Source organism: Staphylococcus sp. GW823-FHT05F06 (genome assembly GCF_058795495.1).
On the sequence record NZ_JBXAHW010000001.1, the window covers coordinates 293,376 to 311,483 of the forward strand.

An 18,108-nucleotide genomic window follows, 5' to 3' on the forward strand; every position below is an offset into this window, starting at 1 on the left:
TTCTCTCCTTCTATGAATCATCTACAGTTATTCTTTGAACTTCAACTTTCATATTTAACCATTCATCAATAATATTTTTAATATGTGTGGTGTCACCAGTCGCAAAAAATCTATGTTGGGGATGTTCTGTGTAACTGGCATGCTCATTGCTAAACGTGAGTAATGCACTTACTTCTCTTGCTGTTTCTAAGCCAGATGAGATAACTGTTTTAGTACCACTAAAATATTCATAAATAGGCTGATATAACAACGGATAGTGCGTGCATCCTAAAATAACCGTGTCCGCATCACTGTTTCTCCATTGCTTCAACGTTTGATGAATCACAATATTAGTAATTGTAGGGTCTTTATAGCGCATTTGTTCAACTAGAGGAACAAAGCCCGGACATGCAACACTATAGACATTCACATTTGGATTTATCTTTTTTATATGTGTGCGATACGCTTCTGATTTAATTGTTCCTTCAGTTCCTAAAACTAATACATTTTGATTTTTTGTAGTCATTATAGCAGTTCTTGCTCCAGGTTCGATAACACCAATGACAGGAATAGGTAATATGTTTTGTAAATAATTTAATGCAACTGCCGTAGCAGTATTGCAAGCAATAACTAGCATTTTTATATCAAATTCCATCAATTTTTGAGCTAGTTCCGTTGTGAATTTTTTAACTTCTTCTCCTGGTCTTGGACCATATGGACACCGTGCTATATCACCTAAATAATAAATAGTTTCATTTGGTAACTGTCTCATAATTTCTTTAGCTACAGTAAGACCACCAACACCTGAATCAATGACTCCAATAGGTTTATTCATACTTCTTCACCCTTATTTTTACAATTACCTTACATTGTATCACAGTATCATATAACTGTAGATATTTACGTTTATAGTTCTTGTAAAGTGATATTCCTATCTTTATTCTACAATCATCAAAAAATGACCAAGGCAAGGTTGCCTTGGTCACTATAAGCTATATTAATCTACTTGGTGGTCAGAACCAAAGAATGATTTAAACATATGGAAAGAAGTTTCTCTATTCATTGCGGCAATTGACGTTGTCAATGGTATACCTTTAGGACATGCATTCACACAATTTTGAGAATTACCACATTCTTGCAGTCCTCCTGCACTCATCAATGCATCTAAACGCTCATCTTTAGTCATGGAACCTGTAGGATGTAAGTCGAACAAACGTACTTGAGAAATAGCTTGTGCACCAACAAATTTATTATTTTTTGTGACATTTGGACATACTTCTAAGCATACACCACAAGTCATACATTTAGACAATTCATATGCAGTTTGGCGTTTTTTCTCTGGCATACGTGGTCCAGGTCCTAAGTCATATGTTCCATCAATAGGAATCCATGCTTTCATTCGTTTTAAGTTATCGAACATTCTTGAGCGATCAACTTGTAAATCTCGAATGACAGGGAAAGTACTCATTGGTTCAAGACGAATTGGTTGTTCTAATTGATCAACAATAGCTGAACATGATTGTCTTGCACGGCCGTTAATAACCATTGAACAAGCGCCACATACTTCTTCGAGGCAATTCATATCCCATGTGACTGGTGTCGTTTTTTCGCCTTTAGAGTTGACTGGATTTCGTCTGATTTCCATTAAACATGCAATTACGTTTAAATTTTCCTTATAAGGAATTTCAAATGATTCTTCATAAGGTTTTGATTCGCTATTATCTTGACGTTTAATTATCAATTTTACTGTTTTTTGTTTTGGTTGTTGATTTTGACCTTGTACTTGAGTTTGTGGATTACTTTGAGTTTTTGGAGTTTCTTTTAATGATTGATTAGCCATTACTTATTACCTCCTTTAGACTTACTTGTGTAGTCACGCTTACGAGGTGGAATTAAACTTACATCTACTGGCTCATAAGTAAATTCTGGCTTTTCACTTCTACCTTTATAACGAGCCATGGTTGTTTTTAACCATTCTTCATCATTACGTTCTGGGAATTCAGGTTTGTAATGTGCACCTCTAGATTCGTTACGATTATATGCACCAATCGTAATCACACGAGCAAGAACCAACATATTCCATAATTGTCGTGTGAAGAATACTGCTTGGTTGCTCCATGTTTGCGTATCTTCCATATCGATATCTTCATAACGTTTCATAAGCTCTTGAATTTTTTTATCTGTTTCAAGCAACTTTTCATTTTCACGAACTACAGTTACGTTAGCTGTCATAATTTCACCTAATTCACGGTGAAGTTTATAAGCATTTTCAGTTCCACGCATATTTAATAAATGATCAAATCTTTCTTTCTCTTCTTTAACACGAGCTTCGAAAATACTGTCATCTAGATCTGTATACGATTTTTCAACATTTTCAACATATTTGATAGCGTTAGGACCTGCTACTGTACCTCCATAAATAGCTGAAAGTAAAGAATTGGCACCTAAACGGTTACCACCATGTTGTGAGAAATCACATTCTCCAGCTGCAAATAACCCTTTGATATTAGTCATTTGATCATAGTCTACGTATAAACCACCCATTGAATAATGCACTGCTGGGAAGATTTTCATTGGAACTTTACGTGGATCATCACCTGTGAATTTTTCATAAATTTCAATAATACCACCTAATTTAACATCCAATTCGTGTGGATCTTTATGAGATAAATCAAGGTATACCATGTTTTCTCCATTGATACCTAACTTTTGGTTAATACAAACATCGAAAATTTCACGTGTCGCTATATCACGTGGAACCAAGTTACCATAGTCTGGATATTTTTCTTCTAAGAAGTACCAAGGTTTACCATCTTTATACGTCCAAATACGTCCACCTTCACCACGAGCTGATTCACTCATAAGACGTAATTTGTCATCTCCAGGAATCGCAGTCGGATGTATTTGGATGAATTCACCATTTGCATAAATCGCACCTTGCTGATAAACGATTGACGCCGCTGAACCTGTATTAATCATTGAATTCGTCGTTTTACCAAAGATAATACCAGGGCCACCTGTTGCCATGATGACAGCATCTGAACCGAATGATTGAATTTCTGATGTTGTCATATTTTGAGCGACAATACCTCTTGCAGCATCTTCTTCGTCTTTAACAATACCTAGAAATTCCCATCCTTCGTATTTAGTTACTAAACCATCTACCTCAAATGAACGAACTTGCTCATCTAATGCATAAAGCAATTGTTGACCTGTCGTTGCGCCAGCAAAAGCTGTTCTATGATGTAGTGTACCGCCAAAACGTCTAAAGTCTAATAAGCCTTCTTTCGTTCTGTTAAACATAACCCCCATACGATCTAACAGATGGATGATTTTAGGTGCAGCATCAGCCATTGCTTTGACTGGTGGTTGATTAGCCAGGAAGTCTCCACCATAAACAGTATCATCAAAGTGAATCCACGGTGAATCTCCCTCACCTTTAGTATTAACAGCACCATTTATGCCACCTTGTGCACAAACAGAGTGCGAACGCTTTACCGGTACAATGGAAAATAAATCTACATGTGCACCTTGTTCTGCCGCTTTAATTGTTGACATCAGACCAGCTAGTCCTCCACCGACAACAATAATTTTTTTCTCTGCCATAGAAATGTCACTCCCCTGAATATTTAAATCTAAAGCCCTACTTTTAATTTCAGATATAAACTAAATACGAAACAGTTAATTTTTAACGTTTCATAATTTCTAAGTAGTAAATTTATCTATACTCGCTTGTTTCAAAATGAAAATTCGTATACTTATATAAACGCAATAACGGCTGCAACACCAATATAAGAAATCACTAAAAATACTATGAGTGAAATCCAAGTAAAAACACGTTGTGATTTTTTAGATTGTAAAAAGCCCCATGTTACACAAAATGACCATAAACCATTAGCAAAATGGAAAACAACAGCAATGACACAAATAATGTAAAAGATTGCCCATAACGGATGTTGTAATGTTTCATGCATTAGATTATAGTCCACAGATTTACCATAAAAAGCTTTTTGCAAACGTGTTTGCCATAAGTGCATTGCAATAAAAACAAATGCTAAAATACCACTTACACGTTGGAAGAAAAACATCCAGTTTCTAAATAATGAGTAATGCCCGATGTTCTCCTTAGCAGTGAATGCGATGTGTAAACCGAACAAACCATGGTATAACAATGGTATATAAATAAGTATAAATTCCATCACAATAAGGAATGGTAAAGATTCCATAAATCCTGAAGCTCTATTAAAAGCTTCAGCACCTTGCGTTGCTTGATGGTTTACCATTAAGTGTACAATTAAAAATGCACCTATCGGAATAACCCCTAATAACGAATGTAATCTTCTAAGGTAAAATTCATTCTTTGATTGAGCCAAAAAGAGTCCCCCCTGCGAAACATATAATTTAAATTGCTAATTCTTAGAAACTTGTATGCAAAATGCCCTAAAGTTTTACATAAAAGACCAGCGTTGATTTACTTTTTTATTTAGTACTTGTCTATATAATTAATATCGACCTATACACAAGTAGGACTTAAAAAAGTAAAAAGCCAGTCATTGAGCAGAAAGTTTAAAAGTTTTGGAAATCTATTAGTTGTGACAATCAACATGAAGTGATAACTCTTCTTATTTAGAAAACGCTTCCATACAACTTTAAAAAAATTAGCTTTTGTTACGTACATTGTAACATTAATTTCACAATTTTTGGGCATGAGAATGATTCTCATGCCCACTTTTTAATAATTATTTGTTTTGTAACGCGTTTTGAAGGTTTTTAGCAACCTTTTCAGGCAAGCCTGCTTGTCGTAATTCATCAAAGGATGCTTCTTTCATTTTCTTAATCGATCCAAATGTACGTAATAATGAAGTTTTTCTCTTAGTTCCAATACCATCAATGTCATCTAGAACAGATTTCAGACCTGTTTTTTGACGTGTTTGTCGGTGGAATGTAATTGCAAATCGATGAACCTCATCTTGTATGCGGTGTAATAGATAAAATGCTTGACTGTTCTTTTTTAAAGGTACTATTTCAGCACTTGCTCCATAAAGTAGTTCAGATGTTTGGTGTTTATCATTTTTTTGTAAACCAGCAACTGGTATATCTAGCCCAAGCTCATTTTCGAGTACATCCATCACACCATTCATATGACCTTTCCCACCATCAACTATTATTAAATCTGGTAGAGGTAGCCCCTCGTTGAGTACACGTGTATAGCGTCTACGAACGACCTCTCTCATAGATTTATAATCATCAGGTCCTTCCACTGTTTTAATCTTATATTTTCGATAATCTTTTTTATGAGGTTTGCCATCTACAAATGTAACCATTGCTGAAACTGGATCAACACCTTGAATATTTGAATTATCAAAAGCTTCAATTCTTATTGGTGTTTGGATACCCATACGCTCTCCTAATTCTTCAATTGCTTTGATTGTTCTTGACTCATCTCTAGCAATTAATTCAAATTTATTATCGAGTTGTACTTCAGCATTGTGATTCGCTAAATTAATCATGTCTTTTTTAGCTCCTCGTACTGGTTGAACAATCTTAGTATCTACCACTGACTGAATGATGTCTTTATCAAGATTTTTAGGTACATGAACTTCCTTAGGTAATAGATGCTGATTTAAACTATAAAATTGACCTATAAAAATATAAAATTCTTCTTCCTCTGTTTGTTGTAACGGTATCATTGTAGCATCACGTTTTATCATATTACCTTGTCTAACGAAGAAGACTTGAACACACATCCAGCCTTTAGAAACACTATAACCAAAAACATCTCTAATTGTATTATCTGAAGACATAATCTTTTGTTTTTTAGTTAAATTGTGAATGTGTTGAATCATATCTCTATATTCTTTTGCTTGTTCAAAATCTAACTGTTCACTCGCTTTATTCATGCGGTCTTCTAAATGATGCAAAATTGTTTTATCTTCCCCATTTAGAAAGTCCGTAATTTCTTTTGTCATTTGAGCATACTTCTCTAAATCAACATCATAGACACACGGTCCCATGCATTGTCCAATATGGTAATAAAGACACAGCTTATCTGGCATATTATCGCATTTTCTAAATGGATAGATACGATCAAGTAATTTCTTTGTTTCTTGTGCAGAATATGCATTAGGGTATGGACCAAAGTATTTGCCTGAATTCTTTTTTACAGTACGAGTAACAAGTAATCGTGGATGCTTTTCTTTGGTAATTTTAATAAAAGGGTAACTTTTATCATCTTTTAATAAAATATTATATCGGGGTTGATACTGTTTTATAAGATTAAGCTCTAGCAGTAGCGATTCTGTCTCACTTGATGTCACGATAAATTCAAAGTTACGTATTTCTCCAACCAAACGGGTTGTTTTAGCATCATGTGCGCCTGTAAAATAAGAACGTAGACGATTTCTTAAACGCTTTGCCTTCCCCACATATATAACCTGATTATTTCTATCTTTCATTAAGTAACAACCCGGCTCTAAAGGGACTACGTTTAATTTTTCTTTAATTTTCTTTTGATATTCCTCCAAAGGGCTCCTCCTTTCCATTATCAAATTGATTAATGAAAACAAAATAAAGCTGGAGCAATTACTCAATGTAATGCCCCAGTCTTTATTTATGTTAATCTTATAGATGTTTATCTAATACTTCTGCTAAGTTTTCTTTAGGTTGGAAACCTACAACTTTATCAACTGGTTCGCCATCTTTAAATACAATTAAAGTTGGGATACTCATTACTTCATATTTCGCTGCAGTTGATGGGTTTTCGTCAACATCTAATTTTAAGATGTCAGCTTTACCATCATAGTCTCCTGCTAGTTCTTCTAAAACTGGTGCAATCATTTTACAAGGTCCACACCAAGTCGCCCAGAAATCAACTAATTTAACACCAGATTCAATTTTGCTATCAAAATCAGAATCAGTTACTTTTACGATTGCCATAATGCCAATCCTCCTTAATTTTCAATGATGAACAAATTATAACAGAGATTAATCACCTTTGCATTATAGATGCTCTTAACACACTTAGCGAGTTTAGAGCGTCTTAATACACTAGTTATTAGGCTAATGTGCGCCCTTGTCCTCTCTTAAACTTTATACTTGATATTAAGCACTTTTTATTAAATATTTTTAATACTGAGTTCTATAAAATTGTCCATTTAATTATTCAGATATAGTCACATTACTCATATCTTAGGGTTACTTGAGTTCTGCCACAGTGACACCAAATCCACCTTCACTAGGCATACCTCCTCTAAATTGTCTAACGCTTTTATGTTTTTTCAAATGTTGTTGAACACCTTTTTGAAGTGCTCCCGTACCTTTACCATGAATAATATAAACTTGTTCGTAATTGCTTAAAACCGCCTGATCAAGATATTGATCTAATTCATTTAAAGCTTCTTCGTAACGATATCCTCTTAAATCAAGTTCTGTTTTAATAGTTTGTCTATTTTGTCTTGTTACCATTTTTGTAGGTTTTTCTTTTTTCTTTTTCGTTTTTTCTAAATCTTCAATAGGTAATTTCATTTTAATAATTCCCATTTGTACAACTGCTTCTTCGTTACCTACAAGTTCAAGCACTTCACCTTTTTGACCGTAAGATAGAACTTTCACTTCATCTCCAGCATGAATCGTATCATACTTTTTCTTTTGAACATGTTGCTTAATTGATTTTGCCTCATATTGATCATCAAGTTGTTTCTTTTTATCAATTAATTCATGTTCCTTTACTTCAGCGCCCTTATGATCTCTTAGATTTCTAAGTTCTTTAAGAATTTCGTCCGCTTCTTTAGTCGCAGATTTCACACGCTTATTGGCTTTTTCTTTAGCTTCCTCCATCAAAGATTTCTCATAATTTTGATACTGTTGATATTGTTTAGACAAGGCATCGTGAGTTTCCTGTGCTTCTCTCACAAGTCTATCTAATTCTATTCGTTGTTGGTCAACACGTTTTGAATTGTGTTCTAATGATTCAATCATGGCATTGATTTCTTGCTCGTCTGTCCCTATCATTGTCTTAGCTTTATTAATGATGTTGAGACTTAGACCAAGTTTTTTTGAAATATCGAAGGCATTAGATCGCCCTGGAACACCCATTAATAATTTATAAGTCGGACTCAGAGTATCAACGTCAAATTCAACACTTGCATTCATGACACCTTCACGATTATAACTATAAGCTTTTAATTCAGGGTAATGTGTTGTCGCCATAACTAAAGATCCTAAACGACGTACATAATCTAAGATACTCATTGCGAGTGCCGCACCTTCACTTGGATCTGTACCTGCGCCTAGTTCATCAAATAAAATTAGACTATTTTGATCTGCATCCTGTAATATTTCCACTATATTTTTCATGTGAGATGAAAACGTTGATAATGATTGTTCTATAGATTGTTCATCTCCAATATCACAATACACATTTTCAAAGATACTTAATTGGCTTCCATCCAGTGTAGGAATTAACAATCCTGACTGTGCCATGACAATTATCAAACCTAGCGTTTTTAAAGTGACAGTCTTACCACCCGTGTTTGGTCCAGTAATAATGACAGTTTCTACATCGTCAATAAATTCAATTGTATTTGCTACAACAGTATCTTTGTCTAATAAAGGGTGAAATGCATTGGGTAAATATATCGTTCGATCCTCTTTAAATGTAGGTTTTGTTCCTTTTATAGTGCGCGCATAACGAGCTTTAGCAATTAAAAAATCGATTTGACCCATGACCGATTCAGCAACGAGTAATGCATCAGATTCCGCCGAAACTAATCCCGTCAATTCAGTCAATATACGTTCACGTTCAACTGCTTCATCATTACGCAAACGACTAATTTGATTATTCATCTCTACAACAGAATTCGGTTCAATATATAGTGTTTGTCCTGATGCCGATTGGTCATGAACAATACCATTGAAATCTTGTCTATATTCAGCTTTCACCGGAATAACATTGCGATCATTTCTTACTGTTACAATTGCATCAGATAGTTTTTTTTGATTCCCTTGATTTTTCACTATTCTATCTAAATTTTGACGAATCCGTTGATTTGTTCTTGAAATTTTACTTCTAATACTTTGTAAAGTATAACTCGCATGGTCAAATAAATCGTGTGCATCACATTTTTCATTAATTTCTTTAAATAAATCTGTAAGTATCGGTAGATGATTCATTTTATCATGCAGTATAGGATACTTAACCTCTTCATCTTCCTCTAGCATTTGATTGTAAAATGTTTTAAATTGATTTTGCACTTGAACTAGGCGTTTAATTCTGTTTAATTCTCCCACATTTAAAACGCCTCCTATGCTAGCCCTATGAACAAGTGGAGACACTTTTGCTAGACCACTTAAGCTTGGTAATCGATGCTTGTTATAGATTTGTGAAATTTCATCTGTTTCATTCATTTGAAATTCTACTGTATCGAAATTACTAGCGGGAGCCATCTCTTGTACTTTTTCACGACCTAAATCACTTATAGTTTCATCAGCCACAAATGATTTAATCTTTTCAAATTCCAAGACATCTAATGTTTTTTGTCTCATGCAATCCCTCTATTTCTTATATTTATTCGTTTCAACAAATGAGCGAAAGGCTTCCTTCGTCATTGTATTAATGACCCTCTCTTTATTGACAAATCCTTTTTGTGCAGTAGCAACACCATATTTCATGAAATCAAGATGATTTGTATGATGAGCATCCGTATTAATTGTCAACTTAACCTTTGGATATTTACGAACGATTTCTGCATTTAAATCTAAACGATACGGATTTGCGTTAATCTCTAAAATTGTATTTGTTTCTTCGGCTAAATTCATTAACTTTTCAATATTAGCTTTATAACCTTTTCTACGTCCAATAATACGACCGGTTGGATGAGCAATGTGACGCACATATGGATTTCTACATGCTGTTTCTAAACGTTTCATGATTTCGTCTTCAGATTGATTAAAGTTTTGATGAATAGCTGCGATAACATAATCAAGCTGTGCCAAAACTTCATCATCGTAATCTAATGTTCCATCAGGTAAAATGTCCATTTCCGTTCCTGAATATATGTCTATTTCTTTATATTCTTCATTTAATTGCTTTATTTCTTCATTTTGTCTTAGCAGACGGTCGACTTGTAATCCATGAGCTACTTTTAAACTTTGTGAGTGATCTGTAATGACCATAAATTCATAACCTTTTTCAATATTTGCCTCAATCATTTCTTTAATCGAAAAGGCACCATCACTATATGTTGTGTGCATATGCAAATCTCCATTGATATCATCTAATTGAATGATTTGACTCAGATCTTTATCAAACTCACTACCATCTTCACGCATGGCAGGCGCAATCCAATCTACACCAAAATGATGATAGATCGCTTCTTCACTTTGTAATTGTAATAGCTTACCATCTTGTTGTTCGATACCATACTCACTAACCTTTTCGTCGCGTGCTTTTGCTAATTGTCTTATTCTAATATTATGATCCTTCGAACCGGTGAAGTGTTGTAAGGTATGGTAAAAGGCAGCAGGTTCTATCAATCTAAAATCAACGCCAATCGTCTCATCATCATAAGCTAATTCCAGAGAAATTTTAGTATCCCCAACAGCAACATCTTTGACTTTATTTGGAATACGAAGTAATTGTTGTTGAACTTTTTTAGGCTCCGATGTACTAATAATGAAATCTAAATCTTTACTCATTTCCTTATATCTTCGAAAACTACCAGCAGTTGAATATTGTTCAACTCCTTCTAACTGTTCAATAAATTTTACAATTTCTTGGTTGAGTCCTCTCATTAGCTCTATAGGATAACGATCTTTTTTAGCACCTATCGACTTCACTGCTTCTAAAATGTTTTGCTCTGTCTTTTTTGCAAAACCTTTTAAAGCACTAACCTTACCTTCTTCACAGGCTTTTTGAAGTGTTTCTTTATCTGTAATTTGAAGTTCATGATATAGTTTTGCTATTTTTTTACTGCCTAATCCTTGTATTTTCAAAAGTGTCACTAACCCTTCAGGCACTTCATCTTGAAGTGCTTGAAGGGTCGATGATTGACCTTGTGTTTTAAATTCATTAATAACTTCTCCTACGCCTTTTCCAATGCCTTTAAGTTCTGTTACATCATCAATCTCTTCTAATGTACGCTCATCAACCTCTAAACTTTGTGCGGCTTTTCTATACGCTGAAATTTTAAATGTATTTTCTCCTTTTAGCTCCATATATATAGCTATTTTTTCTAATAATTGAATTACATCTTTTTTTGTCATCAATATCACTCCATAAAAAGAAGACCAGGACATAACATTAACGTTCGAACTTGTCCTGACCTCATGTCATTACTTTATAAATTTAAAATAAATTGTGATAAATAAGGAATTTGTTCAATCACAACTCGACTTAATAGCGATTGAGATAATTGGTACTGTATAAATGAATGTGGATATAGCGATAATAAATAAAGTCCAATTTGTAAATATATAAAAACCGCTATGATACTCAAAACGACACTCGATATCCGACTTACTAAATGTATCTTTTTATACGTTATTATATTATCAAATGTAACAACAACTAGATACAAAATAAGCTTACACATACCAAATATTATAATAAATGCTATCACTTTTTCAAATCTGTATTGCAAATGATCATAAGGTATAGTATAGACCATATCAAACGCCACCGTTTTCGGAAATGGCACAAATACAACTAAACGTTGCGCAATCGATTGATAATGTTGTGACGCAATATATAAAGATACAATTGAAGAAGCAAAGTGCAATATCGATAACCAAATACCTCTACGAAACCCTATCACTATAAAGTAACAAATAATAAGAAGAACAACTATATCAATGAGCATTTATTCATCTCTTTGTTTTAATTGATTTATTTCTTGTTGTAATCGTCTGTTCTCTTCTTCTAATATAACTTTCTCATGCATAATATTCACAGATGTTAAAATCGCTTTTCGAGTTGTATCTAAACCTGCTGATTTTTGACCTAATTCTTGCATTTTTTCATCAACAAGATGTGCTACATAACGAATATGTTCAGGGCTATCTTCGCCAATGATTGTGAAATGTTGATCATTAATCGTAACATTTATTCTATTTTTAAATTCACCCATACTAATTTCTCCTGACCTTGGATTAAAATGATTTTAACTTAAGCAATTTTTTCAAATTCCAATTTATTAAATTGTAGTATTTTACATATTTTTACTTATCATCAAATATTATACATGAGTGTAAATACCGATGTAAACGTCTGTTATTAAAAGATAATACAGATGACATATTCAACAAAATCATTTAAGACTATATTCAATATTAAAATTTGATAAAATATAAAAGAGTACAAAAAAAGAGAGGATTCAATTAATGGGAAATGTCGTATACAAACTCACGTCAAAAGAAATTCAATCATTGATGGCTCAAACTACTTTTGAGACGACGAAGTTACCTCAAGGTATGAAAGCTCGTACGAGATATCAAAATACTGTTATCAACATCTATAGTTCTGGCAAAGTAATGTTTCAAGGTAAGAATGCTGATCAACTTGCGAGTCAATTGCTACCAGATAAACAATCAACAACTGGCAAACATACATCATCAAATACAACTAGTATTCAATATAATCGTTTTCATTGTATTGGAAGCGATGAAGCAGGCAGTGGCGACTATTTTGGTCCATTGACTGTATGTGCAGCTTATGTGAGCCAATCACATATCAAAATCTTAAAAGAACTTGGTGTAGATGATTCAAAAAAACTAAACGATACTAAAATCGTCGATCTTGCAGAACAGCTCATTACCTTTATCCCGCATTCTTTATTAACATTAGATAATGTTAAGTATAACGAACGACAAAGTATAGGATGGTCTCAAGTTAAAATGAAAGCTGTCTTACATAATGAAGCTATCAAAAATGTGCTTCAAAAAATTGAGCAAGATCAACTGGATTATATTGTTATTGATCAATTTGCAAAGCGAGAAGTTTATCAACATTATGCATTATCAGCATTACCTTTTCCTGACAAAACAAAATTTGAAACAAAAGGTGAATCTAAATCACTAGCAATCGCGGCAGCAAGCATTATTTCTCGTTATGCATTTGTTAAACACATGGACCACATCTCTAAAAAACTCCATATGGAAATACCAAAAGGAGCAAGTAACAAAGTAGATTTAATTGCCGCTAAAGTCATTCAAAAATATGATATTCAACAACTTGATACTATTTCAAAAAAACATTTTAAAAACAGAGATAAGGCAATTCATCTAATGAATCAAAAATACAATAAATAAAAGGACTTACGCACTAGTATTTATTACTAATGCGTAAGTCCTTTATGTTAATTATCTAATAATTGCACCATGCTTTTTAAGTGCTTCTAAAATTTTATCATGCACAGCATTTACACGTTCATCGGTAAGTGTGTTTTCTGTATCTAGATAACTAAGTCTAATTGCAATAGATTTTTTCCCTTTTTCTAAATGTTCACCTTCGTATACGTCAAATACGAGTGTATCATTTAAAATATCTTCACCATTCTCATGAATAATGGATAACAATTCAGATGAAGTAACTTCATGATTAACTTCTAATGCAATATCACGTGTTACACCTGGAAATCTAGGTATAGGCTCATAATTAATATATCCCACAGAAACTTCCATCATTGCATCATAATTAAGTTCAAATACATACGTACGCTTTAAATCATTGTTTGCAGCTAACGTAGGGTGTAGCTCACCTATGAAACCAATATCTTTACCATTAAGTGACACAATTGCTGTTCTTCCTGGATGTAACCCATCTATTTGACCAGCTCTAAAATCGAATTGAAGATTAAGCTTTTCAGCAATACGTTCAACAACACCCTTAGTTAAATAGAAATCAACTGACTCTTTCTTACTTTGCCAAGTGTTATTTACAAAGTCTCCAGTTAATATACCACTCAAATATTCTACTTCATCTGGTAACTCACCTTCACCGTTACCAAAGAAGACACGTCCGATTTCATATAACTTAACATTTGTATTTTTACGAGCAACATTGTATGATACTGCATCAATTAAATGCGGTAATAAACTTTGACGTAATGTGGAATGTGCTTCACTCATAGGCATAAGTAATTCAATTGTAGGACGATTTTGTAGTGCAAAATCGGTAGCATGATTTTTTGATACCAATGAATAAGTAATAGCTTGGTCTAGCCCAGCGCCCTCAAGCGTTTCTTTAACAGTACGCGTTTTAAACTGTCGATCTGTTAGTTCTCCACTTGTAACATCTTTAAATACAGGTAGCGTTGATGGTATGTCATCGTATCCATATATACGTGCTACTTCTTCTATTAAGTCTTCTTTAATAGAAATGTCTTTACGTCTTGATGGAACATTCACGGTAATTTCACCATTTTTATTTTCAGTGTCAAATCCTAATTGCTCAAAAATATCAATGATTTCTTCATCAGTTAAATTAAAACCAATTGTACGGTTAACTTTGTCAGCAGTGATTTCTATTGGGGTCACAAATGATCCTAAATCTCCATGCGAAACTCGGTCTTTTAAAACTGTTCCTGAAGCATATCTTTCAAGTAAATAACAAGCTCTATCTACAGCTTCATCGACAAATTCAGTTGCAATCCCCTTTTCAAATCGACTCGATGATTCGCTTCTTAAATTTAAACGGCGTGATGTATGTCGAATAGATACAGGATCAAAGATAGCCCCTTCTACTACAACATGTCGTGTTTGTTCAGTGACTTCAGAGAAATCCCCTCCCATAACACCTCCTAATGCAATAGGGTCTTTGCCATTTGTAATGACAATATCAGTATCTAACAATCGACGTTCTTCACCATCTAAAGTTCTCATTGTCTCATCTTTTTTAGCTTGTCTAACTTCTATAGATTGCGAACCAATTTGTTCTTGATCAAACATGTGTAGAGGTTGGCCATATTCTAAAAGTACATAATTTGAAATATCTACCACATTATTAATTGGACGTATTCCCGCTTTAATTAATCGGAACTGCATCCATACTGGAGAAGGACCAATAGTCACGTCATGAACAACACGTGTACTATAGTAAGGTACTTTATCTTCATTTTTAACTTCTATTGTTAGTTCATCTTTAGCAGATTCTTGACTTTCATTGCTTGTTAACTGAGGTTTATTCATTTTAGTTTGATATAAAGCTGTGACTTCATACGCAGTACCTACCATGCTTAATGCATCAGCACGATTAGGTGTTAAATCAAATTCCATCACTTGGTCATTAAGATATATTGCTTCTAACGCATCTGTTCCAGGTTTAACTGCTTCTGGAAATACATATATACCTGACTCATAATTTTTAGGAGTTACATGACTTGAAATACCTATTTCTTGTAATGAGCAAATCATACCTTCAGAGCGTTCGCCACGTAATTTGGCACGTTTAATTTTAATTCCACCAGGTAAACGACCACCAACTTTAGCAACAATCACGTGTTGCCCTTCATCTACATTTGGTGCACCACAAACAATTTGAACTGGTTCTTCTTCACCTAAGTCTACTTGACAAATATTTAATTTATCAGCATCTGGATGTGGCGTCTTCGACAAGACATGTCCAACTACTAATTTTTTAATATCTTTTGTATAGTCAATAATATCATCGACTTCAATTCCAGTTCTTGTAATTCTCTCTGCTAACGCTTGAACTGACTGGTCAACATTCACATAATCTTTTAGCCATTCATTTGAAATTAACATTATTGTTCACCTCTATCTTCTACAGCTTTAAATTGATCTAAGAAACGGACATCATTGGTATAAAAGTGACGAATATCTTCAATACCATACTTTAACATTGCAATTCGATCTGGTCCCATACCAAATGCGAAGCCAGAATATTCCTTAGAATCGAATCCGGCCATTTCTAATACATTCGGGTGAACCATGCCCGCTCCTAAAATTTCAATCCAACCTGTATGTTTACAAACATTACAACCCTGTCCTTTACATTTGAAACATGATACATCTACTTCAACTGATGGTTCAGTAAACGGGAAATAACTTGGGCGTAAACGAATCTCACGATCTGCACCGAATAATTTTTTTGCAACTAACTCTAAAGTCCCTTTTAAATCGCTCATTTTAATATCTTTATCAACTACTAAACCTTCAATTTGTGTAAATTGGTGGCTATGTGTTGCATCATCTGAGTCACGTCGATAAACTTTACCGGGACAAATAATTTTGACTGGTCCTTTTCCTTTACGTTTTTCCATAGTACGTGCTTGTACTGGTGAAGTATGTGTACGCATTAAAATTTCTTCTGTGATATAAAAGCTATCTTGCATATCACGTGCTGGATGCGATTTAGGTAAGTTTAAAGCTTCAAAATTATAGTAATCTTGTTCAACTTCATAACCATCAACAATTTCATAACCTAACCCTAAGAACAAGTCTTCAATCTCTTCAACTGTACGTGTTAAAGGATGTTTTGATCCAATTTCAATATGACGACTTGGCAATGTGACATCAATTGTTTCTTCAGAAAGCTGTTGATTTAATTTCTCTTCTTTGATTAGCTTTTGTCTTTCATCTAATTCACTTTGAATAGTTTGTCTTAATTCATTTACCTTTTGACCATACGCAGGTTTGTCTTCATTAGGCAAATCTTTCATATTTTTCATTAAGCCGCTAACAGAACCTTTTTTACCTAAATATTTCACTTTTACTTCTTGTAACGCTTGCGCATCTTTTGCTTCGTTTATATCCACTAAAGCTTGTTGCTTCAACTCAGACATTAGATCATTTTGAGTCATGACTGAATTCCTCCTTATATAGTCCCTTCAATTATTTACAAATCAATACCGCCACTTGTTAATAACAAAAAAGCTTTCATCCCCTGTTCAAAAGGGACGAAAGCTTTCCGTGGTACCACCCAAATTTATGCATGCGCATACACTTGTAAATCTATTGATAACGGAATGACTATTCCGACTTAAATTTCTTTAAGTTACCAAAAAGATGAAAAAATTATTACAAGTTGGAATGACTTTCAGTCTCGATCATTCTCCCTTTTCAACTTTCTAAATAATTTATGTCTTTTTATAGGTTATTATTAATATGTTAAAGCGATAGTAATTTTGAAATTTCATTCATTATTATAGTCGATGATAACATCAAAGGTCAACCTTTCAGCTGATACATTAAGATACTTCCAGCAATAGCAACATTTAAACTTTCGGCTTTGCCATAAATAGGAATAGTGAGATTTTGCGTTGTTTCTTTTAGTAAATCTGAGTTAACACCTTCTCCTTCATTACCTAATATAAGCACAAAATTGGCTTGTGCTTCAATATCATTGAAGCTCACTGCGTTTTCAAGTGCCGTACCATACACTGGACCATTAAATTGATGAATATAATTGTTGATGTCATCAAAAATGACTGGTATATGAAAAATGCTTCCTTGACTAGCACGGATCACCTTATCTTGAAAAGGGTCAGCCGTCCCCTTCTCCATAACTATCAAATCTAATCCAGCAGCATCAGCTGTCCTAATTAAAGTTCCTAGATTACCAGGATCTTGAATACGGTCAATTAATAATACTTGTTTGGCTAGTGTCTTATCATAGGTTGGTTTTTTTATAATGGCAAAGAAACCTTGAGGTGTAACAGTTCCAGAAAGTGCTTCAGCAACTTTTAGATTAATTTGATACACTTCTTTCGCATAATCAATTATTGAAGATGACATTCTATCGGTATCAACGATAAACAATTGTATTACTTCAATTTGACTTTGATAAGCTTCTTCTATGAGATGAATCCCCTCTACTAAAGCAAGACCCGTTTTATCCCTCTCACGTTTCTTTTTTAATTTATTCGCATTTTTTATTTTACTATTTTGAGCAGAAGTAATTTGTTCCATTAAAATATGTCTCCATCTTCAAAAGTTTATAATTCCATTGTAAGTGAATATGTATCATTTTCAAAGTCAATAATGATGTATTCTTTAAAATTGATATATCCTTTGAAAAACAATCAAATTTGTATTTCTTTTATTTCAGCGATTTTAATTTTAAAACGTATGATTATTGTTTTGAAAACAGAAAAAATATTCAATAATTATTTT

Annotated in this window: 15 protein-coding genes; 1 reads left to right on the top strand and 14 read right to left on the bottom strand. The window is 33.6% G+C overall.

Annotated elements, in window-relative coordinates; translation table 11 throughout:
- Positions 1–10: 10 nt before the first annotated feature.
- The 11 genes from racE to zapA all read right to left on the bottom strand — a co-directional run bounded on the left by racE (position 11) and on the right by zapA (position 12,104).
- A complete protein-coding gene (gene racE / locus AC1Q7N_RS01365) occupies positions 11–814 on the bottom strand; it encodes a glutamate racemase (protein ID WP_001830094.1) in 804 nt (267 codons plus the stop codon).
- 162 nt (positions 815–976) lie between these two features.
- Positions 977–1,819: a succinate dehydrogenase iron-sulfur subunit gene (sdhB, locus tag AC1Q7N_RS01370; RefSeq protein ID WP_001830165.1), complete on the bottom strand. Its 843-nt coding sequence runs from the start codon at positions 1,817–1,819 to the stop codon at positions 977–979.
- Positions 1,819–3,585: a succinate dehydrogenase flavoprotein subunit gene (gene sdhA / locus AC1Q7N_RS01375; RefSeq protein WP_001830193.1), complete on the bottom strand. Its 1,767-nt coding sequence runs from the start codon at positions 3,583–3,585 to the stop codon at positions 1,819–1,821. The genes sdhB and sdhA overlap by 1 nt, the downstream gene beginning before the upstream one ends.
- A gap of 152 nt (positions 3,586–3,737) precedes the next feature.
- Positions 3,738–4,352 carry a succinate dehydrogenase cytochrome b558 subunit gene (locus AC1Q7N_RS01380; RefSeq protein ID WP_001830177.1) on the bottom strand — a complete coding sequence of 205 codons (615 nt, stop codon included), beginning with the start codon at positions 4,350–4,352 and terminating at the stop codon, positions 3,738–3,740.
- A 140-nt stretch (positions 4,353–4,492) separates the two neighbouring features.
- A complete protein-coding gene (locus AC1Q7N_RS01385; RefSeq protein ID WP_002494433.1) occupies positions 4,493–4,687 on the bottom strand; it encodes a hypothetical protein in 195 nt (64 codons plus the stop codon).
- 31 nt (positions 4,688–4,718) lie between these two features.
- Complete coding sequence (gene uvrC / locus AC1Q7N_RS01390; protein WP_186311558.1) at positions 4,719–6,503, bottom strand: excinuclease ABC subunit UvrC; 1,785 nt, start codon at positions 6,501–6,503, stop codon at positions 4,719–4,721.
- Positions 6,504–6,600: 97 nt separating this feature from the next.
- Positions 6,601–6,915: a thioredoxin gene (gene trxA / locus AC1Q7N_RS01395; protein WP_001830148.1), complete on the bottom strand. Its 315-nt coding sequence runs from the start codon at positions 6,913–6,915 to the stop codon at positions 6,601–6,603.
- 258 nt (positions 6,916–7,173) lie between these two features.
- Positions 7,174–9,522 (bottom strand): endonuclease MutS2, encoded by a 2,349-nt coding sequence (locus tag AC1Q7N_RS01400; RefSeq protein ID WP_002439388.1) that lies wholly within the window; start codon positions 9,520–9,522, stop codon positions 7,174–7,176.
- 9 nt (positions 9,523–9,531) lie between these two features.
- Positions 9,532–11,241, bottom strand: coding sequence for a DNA polymerase/3'-5' exonuclease PolX (gene polX / locus AC1Q7N_RS01405; RefSeq protein ID WP_002456232.1), 1,710 nt, complete (start codon positions 11,239–11,241; stop codon positions 9,532–9,534).
- Between the two features lie 74 nt (positions 11,242–11,315).
- A complete protein-coding gene (locus AC1Q7N_RS01410) occupies positions 11,316–11,837 on the bottom strand; it encodes a CvpA family protein (protein WP_002439383.1) in 522 nt (173 codons plus the stop codon).
- On the bottom strand, positions 11,838–12,104 hold the full coding sequence (gene zapA, locus AC1Q7N_RS01415) for a cell division protein ZapA (protein ID WP_001830081.1): 267 nt from the start codon (positions 12,102–12,104) through the stop codon (positions 11,838–11,840).
- 253 nt (positions 12,105–12,357) lie between these two features.
- Here zapA and rnhC point away from each other — a divergent pair, with 253 nt between their 5' ends.
- Complete coding sequence (gene rnhC, locus AC1Q7N_RS01420; RefSeq protein ID WP_001830144.1) at positions 12,358–13,284, top strand: ribonuclease HIII; 927 nt, start codon at positions 12,358–12,360, stop codon at positions 13,282–13,284.
- A 51-nt stretch (positions 13,285–13,335) separates the two neighbouring features.
- Here rnhC and pheT read toward each other — a convergent pair whose 3' ends face one another.
- From pheT to AC1Q7N_RS01435, 3 genes are all read right to left on the bottom strand, one after another.
- Positions 13,336–15,738, bottom strand: a complete 2,403-nt coding sequence (gene pheT / locus AC1Q7N_RS01425) for a phenylalanine--tRNA ligase subunit beta (RefSeq protein WP_002456601.1) — start codon at positions 15,736–15,738, stop codon at positions 13,336–13,338.
- Positions 15,738–16,796: a phenylalanine--tRNA ligase subunit alpha gene (gene pheS, locus AC1Q7N_RS01430; RefSeq protein ID WP_145376267.1), complete on the bottom strand. Its 1,059-nt coding sequence runs from the start codon at positions 16,794–16,796 to the stop codon at positions 15,738–15,740. The genes pheT and pheS overlap by 1 nt, the downstream gene beginning before the upstream one ends.
- 367 nt (positions 16,797–17,163) lie before the next feature.
- Positions 17,164–17,904: a TrmH family RNA methyltransferase gene (locus tag AC1Q7N_RS01435; protein WP_049388461.1), complete on the bottom strand. Its 741-nt coding sequence runs from the start codon at positions 17,902–17,904 to the stop codon at positions 17,164–17,166.
- Positions 17,905–18,108: the final 204 nt, after the last annotated feature.

Bases quoted from the DNA above. Each gene is read 5' to 3' on its own strand.
- sdhA (WP_001830193.1), bottom strand. From the start codon at position 3,585: ATGGCAGAGAAAAAAATTATTGTTGTCGGTGGAGGACTAGCTGGTCTG.
- AC1Q7N_RS01435 (WP_049388461.1), bottom strand. From the start codon at position 17,904: ATGGAACAAATTACTTCTGCTCAAAATAGTAAAATAAAAAATGCGAAT.
- trxA (WP_001830148.1), bottom strand. From the start codon at position 6,915: ATGGCAATCGTAAAAGTAACTGATTCTGATTTTGATAGCAAAATTGAA.
- polX (WP_002456232.1), bottom strand. From the start codon at position 11,241: ATGACAAAAAAAGATGTAATTCAATTATTAGAAAAAATAGCTATATAT.
- zapA (WP_001830081.1), bottom strand. From the start codon at position 12,104: ATGGGTGAATTTAAAAATAGAATAAATGTTACGATTAATGATCAACAT.
- AC1Q7N_RS01385 (WP_002494433.1), bottom strand. From the start codon at position 4,687: ATGCCCAAAAATTGTGAAATTAATGTTACAATGTACGTAACAAAAGCT.
- racE (WP_001830094.1), bottom strand. From the start codon at position 814: ATGAATAAACCTATTGGAGTCATTGATTCAGGTGTTGGTGGTCTTACT.
- pheT (WP_002456601.1), bottom strand. From the start codon at position 15,738: ATGTTAATTTCAAATGAATGGCTAAAAGATTATGTGAATGTTGACCAG.
- AC1Q7N_RS01410 (WP_002439383.1), bottom strand. From the start codon at position 11,837: ATGCTCATTGATATAGTTGTTCTTCTTATTATTTGTTACTTTATAGTG.
- AC1Q7N_RS01400 (WP_002439388.1), bottom strand. From the start codon at position 9,522: ATGAGACAAAAAACATTAGATGTCTTGGAATTTGAAAAGATTAAATCA.
- rnhC (WP_001830144.1), top strand. From the start codon at position 12,358: ATGGGAAATGTCGTATACAAACTCACGTCAAAAGAAATTCAATCATTG.
- pheS (WP_145376267.1), bottom strand. From the start codon at position 16,796: ATGACTCAAAATGATCTAATGTCTGAGTTGAAGCAACAAGCTTTAGTG.
- sdhB (WP_001830165.1), bottom strand. From the start codon at position 1,819: ATGGCTAATCAATCATTAAAAGAAACTCCAAAAACTCAAAGTAATCCA.